The sequence below is a fragment of the Dyadobacter luteus genome (genome assembly GCF_003383615.1).
Lineage (GTDB): Bacteria > Bacteroidota > Bacteroidia > Cytophagales > Spirosomataceae > Dyadobacter > Dyadobacter luteus.
The window spans coordinates 75,000-89,063 of sequence record NZ_QNUL01000020.1 but is presented as its reverse complement, the minus strand read 5'-3'; the positions used below and the strand labels follow the sequence as shown (position 1 = coordinate 89,063).

General features: G+C 42.0%; 17 protein-coding genes. 6 read left to right on the top strand and 11 right to left on the bottom strand.

Translation table 11 applies throughout. The features are described from left to right. Positions 1-106: 106 nt before the first annotated feature. Complete coding sequence (locus DSL64_RS20840) at positions 107-634, bottom strand: hypothetical protein (protein WP_115832869.1); 528 nt, start codon at positions 632-634, stop codon at positions 107-109. Between the two features lie 70 nt (positions 635-704). On the opposite strand from DSL64_RS20840, the gene DSL64_RS20835 reads away from it, so the two are divergent. Next, positions 705-1,454 carry an endonuclease V gene (locus DSL64_RS20835; protein ID WP_115832868.1) on the top strand — a complete coding sequence of 250 codons (750 nt, stop codon included), beginning with the start codon at positions 705-707 and terminating at the stop codon, positions 1,452-1,454. 32 nt (positions 1,455-1,486) lie between these two features. Here DSL64_RS20835 and DSL64_RS20830 read toward each other — a convergent pair whose 3' ends face one another. From DSL64_RS20830 to DSL64_RS20795, 8 genes are all read right to left on the bottom strand, one after another. Then, positions 1,487-2,647 carry a glycoside hydrolase family 18 protein gene (locus tag DSL64_RS20830; RefSeq protein WP_115832867.1) on the bottom strand — a complete coding sequence of 387 codons (1,161 nt, stop codon included), beginning with the start codon at positions 2,645-2,647 and terminating at the stop codon, positions 1,487-1,489. A gap of 75 nt (positions 2,648-2,722) precedes the next feature. Next, a complete protein-coding gene (ligD, locus tag DSL64_RS29325) occupies positions 2,723-3,622 on the bottom strand; it encodes a non-homologous end-joining DNA ligase (protein ID WP_115832866.1) in 900 nt (299 codons plus the stop codon). Between the two features lie 3 nt (positions 3,623-3,625). Continuing rightward, positions 3,626-4,162, bottom strand: coding sequence for a DNA polymerase ligase N-terminal domain-containing protein (locus DSL64_RS29320; protein WP_115832865.1), 537 nt, complete (start codon positions 4,160-4,162; stop codon positions 3,626-3,628). Then, entirely contained in the window at positions 4,162-4,935 is a 774-nt protein-coding gene (gene ku, locus DSL64_RS20815) for a non-homologous end joining protein Ku (RefSeq protein WP_115832864.1), read from the bottom strand. The genes DSL64_RS29320 and ku overlap by 1 nt, the downstream gene beginning before the upstream one ends. Before the next feature lie 183 nt (positions 4,936-5,118). Then, on the bottom strand, positions 5,119-5,871 hold the full coding sequence (locus tag DSL64_RS20810; protein ID WP_115832863.1) for a LytR/AlgR family response regulator transcription factor: 753 nt from the start codon (positions 5,869-5,871) through the stop codon (positions 5,119-5,121). A 1-nt stretch (position 5,872) separates the two neighbouring features. Next, complete coding sequence (locus DSL64_RS20805; protein WP_115832862.1) at positions 5,873-6,943, bottom strand: sensor histidine kinase; 1,071 nt, start codon at positions 6,941-6,943, stop codon at positions 5,873-5,875. 54 nt (positions 6,944-6,997) lie between these two features. After that, positions 6,998-7,651 carry a hypothetical protein gene (locus DSL64_RS20800; RefSeq protein WP_115832861.1) on the bottom strand — a complete coding sequence of 218 codons (654 nt, stop codon included), beginning with the start codon at positions 7,649-7,651 and terminating at the stop codon, positions 6,998-7,000. Between the two features lie 90 nt (positions 7,652-7,741). Then, a complete protein-coding gene (locus DSL64_RS20795) occupies positions 7,742-9,889 on the bottom strand; it encodes a TonB-dependent receptor (RefSeq protein ID WP_115832860.1) in 2,148 nt (715 codons plus the stop codon). Between the two features lie 444 nt (positions 9,890-10,333). Between DSL64_RS20795 and DSL64_RS20790 the strand changes: the two genes are divergently transcribed. Together DSL64_RS20790 and DSL64_RS20785 are read left to right on the top strand one after the other, a co-directional pair. Next, positions 10,334-10,546 (top strand): hypothetical protein, encoded by a 213-nt coding sequence (locus DSL64_RS20790; protein ID WP_115832859.1) that lies wholly within the window; start codon positions 10,334-10,336, stop codon positions 10,544-10,546. A gap of 30 nt (positions 10,547-10,576) precedes the next feature. After that, a complete protein-coding gene (locus tag DSL64_RS20785; RefSeq protein ID WP_115832858.1) occupies positions 10,577-10,771 on the top strand; it encodes a hypothetical protein in 195 nt (64 codons plus the stop codon). Positions 10,772-10,845: 74 nt separating this feature from the next. Here the strand turns inward: DSL64_RS20785 and nhaA are convergent, their stop codons facing one another. Then, positions 10,846-12,021, bottom strand: coding sequence for a Na+/H+ antiporter NhaA (gene nhaA, locus DSL64_RS20780; protein ID WP_115832857.1), 1,176 nt, complete (start codon positions 12,019-12,021; stop codon positions 10,846-10,848). Between the two features lie 312 nt (positions 12,022-12,333). Between nhaA and DSL64_RS20775 the strand changes: the two genes are divergently transcribed. Beyond that, positions 12,334-12,564, top strand: a complete 231-nt coding sequence (locus DSL64_RS20775) for a hypothetical protein (RefSeq protein WP_115832856.1) — start codon at positions 12,334-12,336, stop codon at positions 12,562-12,564. 105 nt (positions 12,565-12,669) lie between these two features. Here DSL64_RS20775 and DSL64_RS20770 read toward each other — a convergent pair whose 3' ends face one another. After that, positions 12,670-13,038 carry a hypothetical protein gene (locus tag DSL64_RS20770; protein WP_115832855.1) on the bottom strand — a complete coding sequence of 123 codons (369 nt, stop codon included), beginning with the start codon at positions 13,036-13,038 and terminating at the stop codon, positions 12,670-12,672. Between the two features lie 147 nt (positions 13,039-13,185). Here DSL64_RS20770 and DSL64_RS20765 point away from each other — a divergent pair, with 147 nt between their 5' ends. Continuing rightward, entirely contained in the window at positions 13,186-13,677 is a 492-nt protein-coding gene (locus DSL64_RS20765) for a hypothetical protein (protein ID WP_115832888.1), read from the top strand. Between the two features lie 23 nt (positions 13,678-13,700). Then, positions 13,701-14,063: an MmcQ/YjbR family DNA-binding protein gene (locus tag DSL64_RS20760; protein ID WP_115832854.1), complete on the top strand. Its 363-nt coding sequence runs from the start codon at positions 13,701-13,703 to the stop codon at positions 14,061-14,063. Position 14,064 lies beyond the last annotated feature (1 nt).

Here is a 14,064-nt window from a genome sequence, read left to right as displayed (position 1 = left end):
TTTCCAGCTGGCAATATAACAGAATCCCTGCCTTTACCGGATGTAAAAAGCAGGGATTTGGTTGCCTGGCAACGGATTTAATATTTCTACGAGGAATAAATCTTAACTATTTGACGGGATCAGCGTTTCTGCGGGCTTTGGCTTTAATCAATATATATTCGATTTTCCCTCTTCTTCCAAAAGCAGATATCTGAGAATATTTTTGGTAATTGTCCCATTGCTTCAGCTCCTGATTATCAATTGTAGGTTTGATATCTTCCTTCAAATCCAGTAGTCCGAGTATCACACGCCCGTCAAAGTTATAGTCTGAAAGGCCATTAAGTGTAATACGATCGGCAATCTGATTGATAAAAATGATCTCTACTTTTCCATCTTTGTATGCCATTTTCGGGCATTGCTGGCAGTTTAAATTATCGTCATGAAAGTAGCTCAAAAGCTTTCCTTTGCCCAAAAAAGCCTCCACTTCCTGTTCGCTCCCGAATGCTACTTTATCCAGCTCCAGTTGGACCGCCACCGGAGCATTCTCATCTTGGTCCTCCAGTATATAGAACTTAATGAAAATACCAGCCAGAATAATTACCAGAGCAAACATTCGCCAGTTGTACCACTTCTTTTTAAAACTACTTCTTTCCATTCTAATGGTTCGATTTTTTAGGGTTGTGACTGCTTAATTGTATAAGAATATCATGCCACCTATAAACGTTATGAACGTACTTTCGGATCATTGGGAACCACAAATACCCGTTACGGATTATAACGGACTGACTATTACAGAAGCCACCAACTTACAGAATGCACTGCGTCACAGGGTGAATCTGAAACCATTGCGTTCGAAAATAAAAACAATTGCCGGAGCCGACATTTCCCTTGATTTACATGGAGAAATTGTTTTTGCAGGATTGGTAATTCTGGATATGAACGACTTGCAACCAATTGCCTATTCGCTTGTTACAGCCACGAATACATTTCCATACGTACCGGGCTATCTGGCTTTTCGTGAGATTCCGGCAATTACCAAGGCTTTTGAACAGATTCCTGTTGCCAGCCGACCCGACGTAATCATGTTTGATGGAAATGGGATTCTTCACAGCCGCAGAATGGGGATTGCATCTCATTTTGGAGTGCTTACACAAACCGTGACCATGGGATGTGCCAAGAAAAAACTCGCTGGAAAATATACCAAACCCGATTCTTACAAAGGCACCTATACGCCTGTTATTGACAAGAACGAAACGATCGGATTTGCACTCAGAACAAAAGTGAACGTGAAGCCCGTATTTATTTCACCGGGAAATGGGATGAGCCTGGCAGACAGCATCTCCATTGCGATGAACTGTGTGCGAAAACATCGCCTCCCTGAACCAACCAGGAAGGCGCATGAATTTGTAAATCTTTTCAGAACAGGAGCTTTAAAGGAAGGCTATCACGAGATTCAGAAAATGACGCTGTTCTGATTGTCCAGCTTGCAGTTGTTCAGGCCGGCGTACTATTTCAAGCTCTTATCAATTTCATTCAGTAAATAGCGCTTGGGATCCGAATCGTATTCCCAGAACATTACGCCACCCATTTTATTATCCAGTACATATTTGCAACGCTCCCGAATTGACTCCTCATCTTCGTAACTGATGATTTCTTTCGTTTCCTGATTGACCAGATAGGGTACCTTTGCTACTTCATCGCGATAGGTTTTGAATCCTTTCTGATTCACCAGACTATCTTTGATGAAAGTATAACCCTGGTAATAGGTCTGCGCCGACTGCTTTTGCCCGAGGCCTTTTTCCAAAGTACCCGCTACTGTAAATTTCCGGCTGTAAAACGGAATGCCCATCACAAGTTTTTCAACCGGAACACCCGCTTTCACAAATCCTTTGACTGCAGCATCAGCAGACTTTTCGGTTGGGTACATATTCGTTGTATAAAGCGGAGCGTGATGTACCACGGTATCCCCCTGAAACAGATCGTAAGTCATCAGATTCACAAAATCGAGATATTTCTGAGCTTTGTCCATTTCGGTTGCTTTCAGGAATTCAACCCAACCTGCTACGGCAGTAGTTAACAGTTTTTTTGTACCTGTTTCCTTTTCCATGAGGTCCAGCTCTTTTCTGATTTCCTCAAACATCAGCGTGTAATTCTGCTTGTCTTCCGGACGATACACATTGCCCTCTTCGCCGGGTAACGCTGGATACTCCCAGTCAATATCGACACCATCCAGCTTGTATTTTCTGATAATATCTACCGAACTTTTGGCAAATGCTTTTCTGGCGTCGGCGGTAAGCACAGCATCCGAAAAGTTTTCACTCCATGCCCAGCCTCCGATAGAGATCAATATTTTCAGATCAGGATTTTTCTCCTTCAGCAGATTTAGTTTTCTAAAATTGGTAGAATCTGTTTTTTCATTGGTCAGAAATGCCTTTCCCTCTTTGATATCCACAAAGGCATAATTGATGTGAGTCAGTTTTTCTACGTCGATATTCGCCACATCAAGCAACCCGTGAAAACCTCCCACATACCCAATGACGACAGGCTTACTTTTCTTACTGGTTTCCTGCTCCCCGGAAGAAGTATTACAGCCCGCCAACATTTGCAGGATACAGAAGGTGAATAAAAAGGCCAGATGGCTTCTTAATGATTTTGGAATTATTTGCATGGTTCAGGAATTGAGTTTATAGAATAATTACCGCAAAAATAGCAGCATAAATATCAAAACCTGTCAGGCAATCTTTCAACGCACATGCAGCCCTTCCATCTTTGCCAGCGTTTTATTCATGTCAATGCCTTTTCCCAAAACTCCTTTGAACAAATCACCTTTATTCTCTACCCTATCAAGCATATTGTGAATGGTAAAATCTCTGATCTGCAAACCATGCTTTACCTCCTTCCATTCAAGTGGAGCAGAAACAGTCGCACCGGGTTTGGGCCTTACACTGTAGGCTGATGCCAACGTTTGTCCTTCCCTGTTTTGCAGATAATCGACATAAATCTGGTTCTTCTTCCGCTTGTTCAACGAACGCTCCAGGGTAGTCGTTTTAGGTAAACGTTCCGTTACCATACTTGCCAGAATATGCGCAAAATCCCGGCTCTCATCATACGTATGTTTCTTATTAAAGGGAATATACACATGCAGACCGCTGGAACCGGATGTTTTGCAATAGCCCGTCATATCCGTTTCATCCATAATCTCCTTGATCACGAGTGCCACGTCAATAACTTCTTCAAATGTGTTTTTTGGAGAAGGATCTATATCCATGACGATATAATCCGGACGGTCAAGTTTGTTTACAGTAGAGTTCCAGGGATTCATTTCTATACAACCCAAATTTGCTATAAAAAGCAGACTTTCCAAATCGTTGCACACCAGATAATTGATCATTTTATCCGTAGACTCCGAATGGATTTCCTTTTTCGTGACCCAGTCGGGCGCGCTGTTCCCGGCGTCTTTATGAAAGAAACCTTTCTCTTTGATACCGTTCGGGTGACGCAGCAAGGATAAGGGGCGATTCTTCAGGTAAGGCAAAATATAAGGTGCGATCCTGCTGTAATAGTCCAGGAGTTCCCCCTTGGTGATACCTTCATCAGGCCAATACAGCTTATCCAGATTCGTGAGTTCAGCTTCCTTTTTCATAAATCAGGTTTTACGGTGTTTTTCAATATCATACTTCTTCACGACTGCATATTCATCCTTATGCTTGATCAGCAACCAGTTATCACCTTCCTGTTTGAATTTTACCAATACAAAGCCGCCTTCAATCTTTTTTCCTTTGAGGAAAATTTTCAGTTCACCTTTTTTCAAAGCAGTAAGCGCCTGTTTCTCAGTCAATTTTTCCAGATTTTCATCCACGGGAAAAAACTGTCCGTGGTCCCATACTTCTACCTCGCCGGCACCGTAGTTTCCTTTCGGAATGGTACCTTCAAAATCGATATAACTTACAGGATGATCTTCTACCATCACAGCCAGACGTTTGTCTTCCGGATTCATGGATGGACCTTTGGGCACTGCCCAGCTTTTGAGCACGCCTCCAAGCTCCAGTCTGAAATCGTAGTGTAAGCGCGTGGCGTCATGTCGCTGCACTACAAATCGAAACTGATTTTCTTTATCGGATTTCCCCTTAGGCTCGGGTGTATCGTCAAAATCCCGCTTTTTGTTATAGGTTGTAAGTGCCATCAGGAAGCTTTTCGTTTGGATGAATTAAGACTTTCCTTCAACTGAGCCATCAAATCGCGGCTCTTCGAATGAACTACTTCCATCTTGGGAGCAGACACTTTTTTGCCTTTCGCTTTGGCCATGATCAGTTTCAGCAACTTCTCATTATAAGTGTCTTTATAGCTGGCAATGTCAAAATCAGTAGTGAGAGATTCAATGAGTTGTACTGCCATGTTCATTTCGGCAGGTTTGATTTTGACACTGGGGATATTGAGATCATCCGTATCGCGGATTTCATCCTGAAAACGGATTTTATTTAAAATGAGCAGGTCGTTTTGTGGTTTGATGATCACCAGACTTTCCCGATTTCGCAGCACATAGGTTCCGAGTCCCACCTTGCCCGTCTTTTTCAGCGCGTCGCGAAGTAGCCCATAGGGTTTTCCGCCGGATTTTTCGGGTTGAAGGTAATAGGGTGTTTCATAATAAATGCTGTCAATTTCTTTCTCATCCACAAACTCCGAAATTTCAATAAGTTTAGATTTTTCAGGGCTAGCTTTCTCGAAATCGGCATCTTCCAGCACCACATATTTGTCATCGATTTTATATCCCTTGACAATATTTTCCCATTTCACTTCTTTGCCTGTGCTGGCATTCACCCGCTGGAAACGGATATTAGCGTTGTCCTTCTTATCCAGCATGTCCAGATCAAGCTCACTTGCCTGAACGGCGCTGAAGAGTTTGACGGGAATATTAACGAGGCCAAAACCAATGGCCCCCGACCATATAGCTCTCATATTTTTATCAGTTTGTGTGTATAAAAATGATGAGAGTAGGGCTTAAAAATCTGTGCCTCGATGAGTTAGGTTGCTTTTACTGCAAAGATTTTTGCCACGGATGCACTGATAAACACCGATTAAAATGATAAAAGTGATTTAGAATAGCATTCGTGATAATTAGTTCATCTGTGGTTAAGCAGCTTATTGCCCTAACCAGATTTTGAACGCACTCATTTTCTCCCGACTTATCAGAATATCGTTATCGGTACAGTTTTCCAAATGAATTTTCAGCCGACTATTTGAGTACGTAAACACCTCTTTGATGGCAGCAATAGCGCTGATATATTTTCTGTTCAAGCGGAAGAAATTTTCAGGATTGACCATATCTTCAATTTCATCCAGGGTATAGTCCACAATGAATTTTTTCCCCTGGTTCGTCTGCAACAGTGTTACTTTATCTTCACTGTAAAAAAAAGCAATCTCCTGGATATCTATGGTTTGTATTCTTTCACCCACTTTCACCAAGAAGCGGTTCTTGTAACTTTTTGTACTTTGTCCAAGCATGAGCCTGATCTGGTCTATATCAATAGCAGGCTCTTTTCTTCCATTGCGAAATTTCTCCAGGGCAGCTACCAACTCCGCAGGGTCCACCGGTTTTAAGAGATAATCAATACTATTCAGCTTAAAAGCACGGATCGCGTACTGGTCGAAAGCCGTACAAAAGATAATCGGTGCCTTTACTTTCACCTGTTCGAAAATATCAAAACTGATACCGTCAGCCAGTTGTATGTCCAGGAAAATAAGATCGGGTTCCGGGTTACTTTCCAGCCATTGGACAGATGCCGTAATCGTATCCAGATTACCGAAAATCTGCGCTTCGGGTACATATTCTTTGATGAGTTTTACGAGCCTTTTGGCTGCCAGGTTTTCATCTTCTATAATCAGTATTTTCATTTCAGTTCAGCTTCAAAACAGGTAATTTCACTTCAAAGTAGCCATCGGTATCCCGAATCACCATATTTTCGGTACTTAACAAGACATAACGTTTTTCAATGTTTACCAGTCCGATACCGGTTGATTCTTCAGAAATACTCTTCTTGTGCTGGAGATTATTTGTTACCACCAGACTTCCGTCCTGAAGTGAAATAGTAATCGCTAATGGTTTTGCTCTGGAAGCTTCATTATGTTTGATAGCGTTTTCCAGCAATAATTGTAATGAGAGCGGTGGTAAATAGCCGGCTGTATTTTTCTCCACACTGATATTGAATTGCAGGCCTTCCTCAAATCTTATTTTCTGTAATGCCAGGTAATTTTCTGCAAATTCCAACTCCCGGCGAACGGATACCAGCTCCTCATGCTGCACATCCAGTACATACCGGTAAATCTGCGAAAGCTGCCTGATGAACCCCGCTGCCGTATCCGGATTGTCGTAGACAAGATTGCTCAATACATTGAGAGAATTAAACAGAAAATGAGGATTAAGCTGATCCTTCAATGATTGGTACTGCTGTGCAAACCGCTCTGTTTTGAGCTGTTCTGCTTCAATTGCTGCTTTCCGCCACTGCAATAGAAATGAACGGCTGATCAGCACCGCTGCCACAATAAACGCGATGATCATCGGCTGTTTCGTATCTCCGAGAAGATCCCGCCATGGAATATCTTCCCAGGTAAAAAACCTTCTCAGCAGCGCATAAACCAGAATCAGTACATAACTGATCACAAACGAATATGCCAGATAAGCAAACGACTGGAGCAACAACCTTTTTACAGGATGATGTATCCACGGCATTCTGCTATTGAAATATCGCTCAGTAATATATCCTCCGTAGCTCAGCCCCGACGACAATAAAAAAGTAATCCCCAGATTATATCCTATTTTTTCCAATCCTGCTGCATCAGCATAATACCTCGCGGGAGTAAAAAACGCAGTAATGGCTATGGCAATCAACAGGTTCACACCGAAGAACCCAGGCGAGAAATTCCAGAACTTATTGTTTTCTGTAATACTGGTAGTGGAGCAGGACATGGAATTTTACTTTAGGATTGATAAAAATAATCAATATATCAGCAACTCAGAATCCTATTTACACTTACTGTTCACACTTCTTGCCATAGGCTTGCCCCATGTAGGCTGCATATTAGCAATAAGCACCGCCTCATCCTGGGCATCAAATATCGCCTGACTCTGCTTCGCCAACCCGCATGCCTTCTCTGGCCCATTGCCGAAAAACTGAGCCATTCCCAATTCCATCTGTGCCAGCATAGCCAATGCTCTCGGATTCTTGCCATCAATAGCCAATGCCTTTCCATAAGTCGCCATGATCGTACCGGAGAGACTTTGACCTCTGTTCGCCGCATCAGCACTCAACTTTGCCATCAGAACAAACCCCTGTAGTGCAACAATTTCTGAATTGCCAGGCGAAACAGCCTCAGCACTTTTTAGTAGCTCATCAGCTTTAGCCAATACCTCATCTTTTTTATCAAGGTTCAATGCCGGACTGAATCCCTGAAAAGTAAAGGCTAACGCACCGTAATAAAGTGGCTGCCACTCTTTGGGGTTTATGGCTGCGATACGGGCAAATGCGTTAGCGGATTGCTGTAAGGATCCAAGTGAATCCGTACTGATCACCTTTGCAATCTCCTTTTTCATTGCTTTTTGATAAGCAGAATCCTGAGCAAAAGATGTGGTGAATGTAAAAGCAAAAACGACGATAAGAAAGAATAGCTTTTTCATGATTGTATAAAATTTGTTTGTTTGAAATAGATTGAATGATGTTTCCTGATTAGCTGATATGGTACCGTCCGGCTAATTGCTAGCAGCTACTTATAAATTGTTCAGCTGATTGGCAGCCTTATCTTTTGAAAGTGTAATAAACAAAGCCACCACGGCAAATCGCTTGGCACCCTGCCCTACCGGCTGACTTACGAACGCGCCGCTTTCGTTCGGTGTGGAAGCATACTGGTAGCCGAATACATTTTCGCGACCAAGCACATTGGAGCATGCTACGTGCAGAATTACGTTGGGTTTGGGCAGATAACTCCAGCTCAGGCTCAGATTGCTGTACATGCTGGTTTTGCTTTGCATCTCACCTGGTTCATTCGGATTAGTGTAGGTGTAGCCACTGTTCCACGACCATGAACTTCCCAACTGAGATTTCAGCTTTCCGATAAAATGTTTCACTACTAAAGAACCGTTATGTTTCGGAGCGAATGAAGGTTGTACACGGGTTTCATAGTTGGCAAATCTGCGACGACTATCAACAAAACTATAGGTGACCCAAAAGTCCGTTTTCTTTACAGTTTGTCTGTCGCGGTAGAAAAAATCAAAGCCTCTGGCATATCCGGATCCAAGTTGCCCGATATTCTGAGGAGCCGACGTAGCACCTGTATACGTAATCAGATTGTCATAGATTTTGTAAAATGATTCCGCCCGGAAGGTTCTGTTATTGTTCGCGAAAAAGTAATTCAGGATATAATGGTCCGAACCCGCATTTTTGAGATTATTGTCAAGTATTCTTAATTTCTCCTCGGGCAGTTGTTTGAATTTCCCTGCAGCCAGAGATACCTGCCCCTCGTTCATTTTGTAGGCAACAGAGAAGCGGGGAGTAACCCATATCTGTTTTGCAAGCATGCTGTAGCCTGTACGCAAACCTGCAACTGCAACCAGATTATTGTTAAAATAATAGCTCGTTTCTACGAAGTGATTAAACTGATGGTCGGCCATGTTGCGCTGCTTTCCTTCATCCGGCAGCGCTTCGGAATAGGTTTTTCCAAAATATTCCAGACCATTTTTAAGAGAGAATTGGGGACTAAAATCCTTAATCACTACCATTTTGCCATGTACCACCTGGTTCAGCTGACGAACAGGCAAATCATCCAGATTGATCTTGTCACGGTTGTAAGAATAAGCCAGTCCGCCTGAGAAAAACCAATCGTGCTTGCCAGCCTGCCTGAAAGAAACATTACCATACGAATATTGATTATTGATCCCAACCCGGCGCCCTCTTCCCTCCTGACCGGGTACCTTTTGCCAGATAACCATGTTATTCCCTTCGGTATGAAAATAAGCCTTTACAAATCCCGCTTTCCCCCATTTCTGTTTGAGCGCGATCTCTGTGTCCCAGTTTTCCGGCGCTTTTTCCCAATCAAAATTTTGTTTTACAATGCGCTGGTAAGGAGCCAGATTGACGTAGTTGGCCGACGCAGTTAATGCATTTTGTTTACCCACCAGGGTATGTGTGTATCCACCTCCTACCGACAAAACACTGATGTCACCCTGATTTCGCAAGGGCATATCCAGCGAATTAAGAGCAAGTGTAGAAGAAAGTGCCTGACCGAATTCCGCAGAATATCCCCCCGTGCTGAAAAAAGAACCTTTGAATAAATTAGGGCTGAAGCGCGTACGTGTGGGAACATTGGAGGCCGAAGTACCAAAAGCATTACCCACCTGCAGCCCATCCATGTATATTGATGTTTCTGATGCATCTCCTCCGCGTACAAACAAGCGCCCGTCATTGCCCACAGTAGCAGTTCCGGGCAATGTCTGAAACGCTCCTGTAATGTCGCCCATAGCACCTGAGGTGGTGAGGATGTCAATCGGTTTCAACACCACCGATTTTTTCTCGTCACCAGCTTCCATAGCTCCGGCTGTGATGGTCACGGCCTTTAGCAGATTAATCGTTTCCTGTAGTGTGGACTTTACAACAAGATTACTTCCCTCTAAATCCACATTTTCTTCAGACGATTTATACCCTATCGCCTGAACCACCAGAGTCTGCTTTCCCTTCTCATCAGAAGTAAAGGAAAACTGACCATCAACATCCGAAGATGCGCCGTCGTAAGTTCCTTTAAGATATACATTGGCACCGGGAATTGATATACCCTTGGTATCCGTAACCTTTCCTGATATGTGGGTCTGCGCCCAGCCGGCCAGCGTAAGTAGTGTAAGAAGTGAAGTATAAATTGCTTTCATGGCAGTCTGTCATTTTTGTTGAATCAAAATTGAACAGAACTGACCAGGCCATCAATTGAACCTTACCGAAGTGACGAATTGGATGGATGAAATGCAAAAATGAGAGATGAACAGAAAACCTGTAAAGCCTTAAGGCAGGAATCTGTAGATACTAACAGCAAATTCTCATTTTGCATATTGCACATCTATCAAATTAAGAAAACAAAATCACCAATAAATACCATTTTAGATCTTTAACGGGTTAAATGCGAAATTTTTTTTATAAAATTATTTAAATGACTTTTAATCAATATTTTAAATGCCTATTTTCAGGTATCCTAATGTAGGAAAATCGGAATTAATACTATTATACGTTGAATAAATAATCAGGAGCTGGCATATTTATTTATCAATCGGTATCAAACAACAATTCTCAACCGACTGACATTTTAAATAACTAACGATATGATAGCTTCATTAGAGAACAACGCGACAATTACTTTGAAACCAGGTGCAGTTTTAACGGTTACTGGCGCCAACAACGAAAACGATGCTAAAAAAGAAGTAGCTGATTTCCTTAAATCAAGCGACAGAACTGATCTTGGTTATTTCCTCATTTCAAAAGACTACGTCTTATTGTATTTAAAGTCAGGAAGTTCATTGCATGGAATTGCTTAGAAAAGTAGTTAATTCAAGAACAAAAAAGATATGGTACAAGCAGGTACATTCAAACTATTAGGTCAGAAATTCATTAACATTATCATTCACAGACAAGACGTAGTGAAGGTAGCTCCGATCAAGAGAGGTAGGGGTTCGATTATTCACCTGAAAAACAAGGTCTTGTATACAGTAAGTGAGAGCCAGCAGGAAGTAAACAAAAAACTTAATCTGCTTTCAGCCTGATATTTTTAAATTAAGGTTCAGATATAGCGGTCGGGATAATCCTGACCGCTTTTATTTTGTGCTATGCTTACCCGTTAGCTTTGCGATTTACTTAGAACACGTAATGCAATCGCACCTAAGATCCCAGCCAACAGTGAGGCGCAAAGGATAGAGAATTTAGCCTGAGACAGAATAAGCCATTGTCCCGGAAAAGAGAGCAGCGCTATAAATACGGACATTGTAAACCCTATGCCACCTAACATCGCCACGCCGGTCAATTGCCCCCAGCTTGCACCTTCGGGCTTACTACACAATCCCACCTTCACAGCAAGCCAGGATAGTAAGGATATTCCAAGAGGTTTACCTGCTACCAGTCCGACAATGATACCAAGCCCAAGCGTCGTACCAATCCCTCCTATCATTTCTGTTTCAAAACGGATATTTGTATTAGCCAAAGCAAACAAAGGCATTATGATAAAATTGACAGGATTGACCAACGTATGCTCCAACTTTTCGAGAGGTGAATTCTTTGAGTCTACAGATGTAGGAATTGTAATCGCAGTGAGTACACCCGCAATGGTGGCGTGTATGCCTGAATGATGAATCAGATACCACATCGCAACTCCGGGAATCAGATACGCAACCAGTGAGCGGACGCCCATTCGATTAAACGCCATTAGAACCATGAAAACAACGCCTGCATATGCCAGATAAGCATAATGAAGGTCAGTAGAATAAAAAATAGCAATTACCAGAATGGCAATCAGATCATCTACAATAGCCAGCGCAGCCAAAAATACCTTTAATGAAGCAGGGACGCTTTTCCCCAACATCGTTACAACAGCCAATGCAAAGGCAATATCTGTGGCCATAGGTATCCCCCAACCTGCTGCCGTAGCAGTTCCGGCATTAAAAAATGTATAGATCAAAGCCGGGAACACCACGCCGCCTAACGCAGCAAATACAGGTAGGGAAGCTTTTTTGAATGACGACAATTCGCCTCCTATCAGTTCCCTTTTAATCTCCAACCCGACCAACAGAAAGAAAATGGCCATCAACCCATCGTTAATCCAGACCAGAGCAGAATACTGCAGATCTAAAAACCCATTCTGAAAGCCGATCTCTGTGTTCAACAGCTTTTCAAAACCTTCCCCATAAGACGAATTGGCGATCAGCATGGAAATGATCACACATGAGATCAAAATGATACCGCCAAGTGAACCGGACTGAACAATTTTGGAAAATAACTTCGAAGTAATATTTCTGATCATACTTCAAAAATAAGTAAATACCTCCGCTTAGGCATGTCAGATCAGTAAATACCAAATATTATGTAAACGTTAACAAAGAATACAAATGATTGCATTTTACTAATATTTTATATTTTTCTATAAAATGACAAATCTCATATTACCACTTACTGTTATTTTTGAAATTTGAACCAATATCCACTCATACATAGCAATTACCACTCATAATTATTTTTACACTTTTATAACTATTTTAAGAAAACAGAATAAAACGTGTGTTATATTTGCATTGTCAAATTAGACAAATAAAAGAAACAAGAAAATATCACGAAGATGAAAAATATAGCAAATATCCTGATCTGCACATTTGTACTAGGTTCAACATTAACATTTGCCGGCCAATCGGAAGATAAAGCAACAGCTACTCCGGTAAATGCTTTGCCTGCAAGCGCTCCTGCACTGGAAAGTCCTGCTCCGCAGAAAGATAAATTGGCTGCTGACACAAAATATTCGGCAGAGCAAAAAGCAAGTCTTGTAGAGCTGAAACTGAAATCAGCTAAATAAAATATTAAGTAAGGGTTAAGTTGGGATTAAAGAGAGGAATCGGTTGATTCCTCTCTTTTTTATTTCGGCTTGGAGTCAGCACTGACGAGACCCTCGTGCAAAAAATTATATCTCAGTAAAAACAGGATCGTAGAAACTCCTCCATATCTCTACACGCTCACTGATCGTTTCCGGTGGCTCAGCCAAATATGCCTGAATCCTGACCAGATTCTCTGACTTCGATCCCGGCTGCGCATACCGCACTAACTTTACAAGCAATGCATCAATTTCCGAACTATCGGTTTGCCAGTTTTTACTATACTTATTAAACCAATCAGTATTGAGGAATACATACCCATCGTAGTGATAAGCATCTGAAAATCCATAAGCATCAATCACAACCGGCTCGGTGGGCAGGATAGAATCAAGCTCTGTATCATGAAAGAGCTCCCGGCCATCTCCGAGTAAGGCAACAAATCGCTGAGTCTTTACCATGTCTGTATTGTTTTACAACAGTTTAACAAACCCGGCATTGCGAAATTATCGTGCCAATAACAGGCCTCATTTCCAGTCATCTTGTTAAAGTTTGAACCTTTTTCAAAGGAAGCACGTATTTTTGCAACCTAAATGATTTTCAGGAGCATGATCCAAATCTCAACATTACCACTCATTATCAACAGAGGACAATTTCACTCTGCAAGCCAGATTTTACTCGTAGATGTTCTCAACATCGGCGACGCGCCCAGAAAAATGCGTGAGTATATCAAAGCCAATCATGGCGGATTTGTGTTTGACAAAGAGACTTACATGCCGATTACATTGACCGGCAATCCGGAAAGTCTGATTGCCAATGCAGAAAAAGGTATCCTGTTCAAGTTTGATCATGGCTTCCAGAATCTTTATACGCTGGAGGCAAATCTGGATGCGGCAATCTGGCACAAGAAATTGTACAACCTTTCAGATTATGAAGGCCAGCAAATCAGTTTTGTACAGGAAGTTGATTTTATAATCGACCGGTATATCATAAATCGAAAAGATTTCCCCCAAGCAGAGGACACTCTACTTAAAATACTGGTTGCAATGCCCAAAATCGGCACGAAGTCGATGCACGGATTGAAACCCATAAAGTCGTGAGTCCATAATAAAACAGCGCTGTTATGTTATTTTTCTCTTCTCCCTATCTCGACTTTATAAGAAAAACAGCACTGGCTCTGCCTGCAGTAACAGAAAAGTTATGTTTTGATACTCCCGCTTTTTATGTCACCGACAAACTATTTGCAAGATTGAAAGAAGACGGGGAGACTCTGGCGCTTCACTCCAACGAAAGGGAGAAATGGATAGAAAAAGACCCTGATACATTTTTTATAACAGAGCACTACAAAAATTACAAATATGTACTTGTTACACTTGGCAACATTCAGCCAGAACTACTGGAAAAGCTGCTGATCGACGCCTGGAGAAACAGAGCCTCTGCAAAACTTTGTAAAGAATTGGATCAAAAGCAGGACAATAGTAAATAAC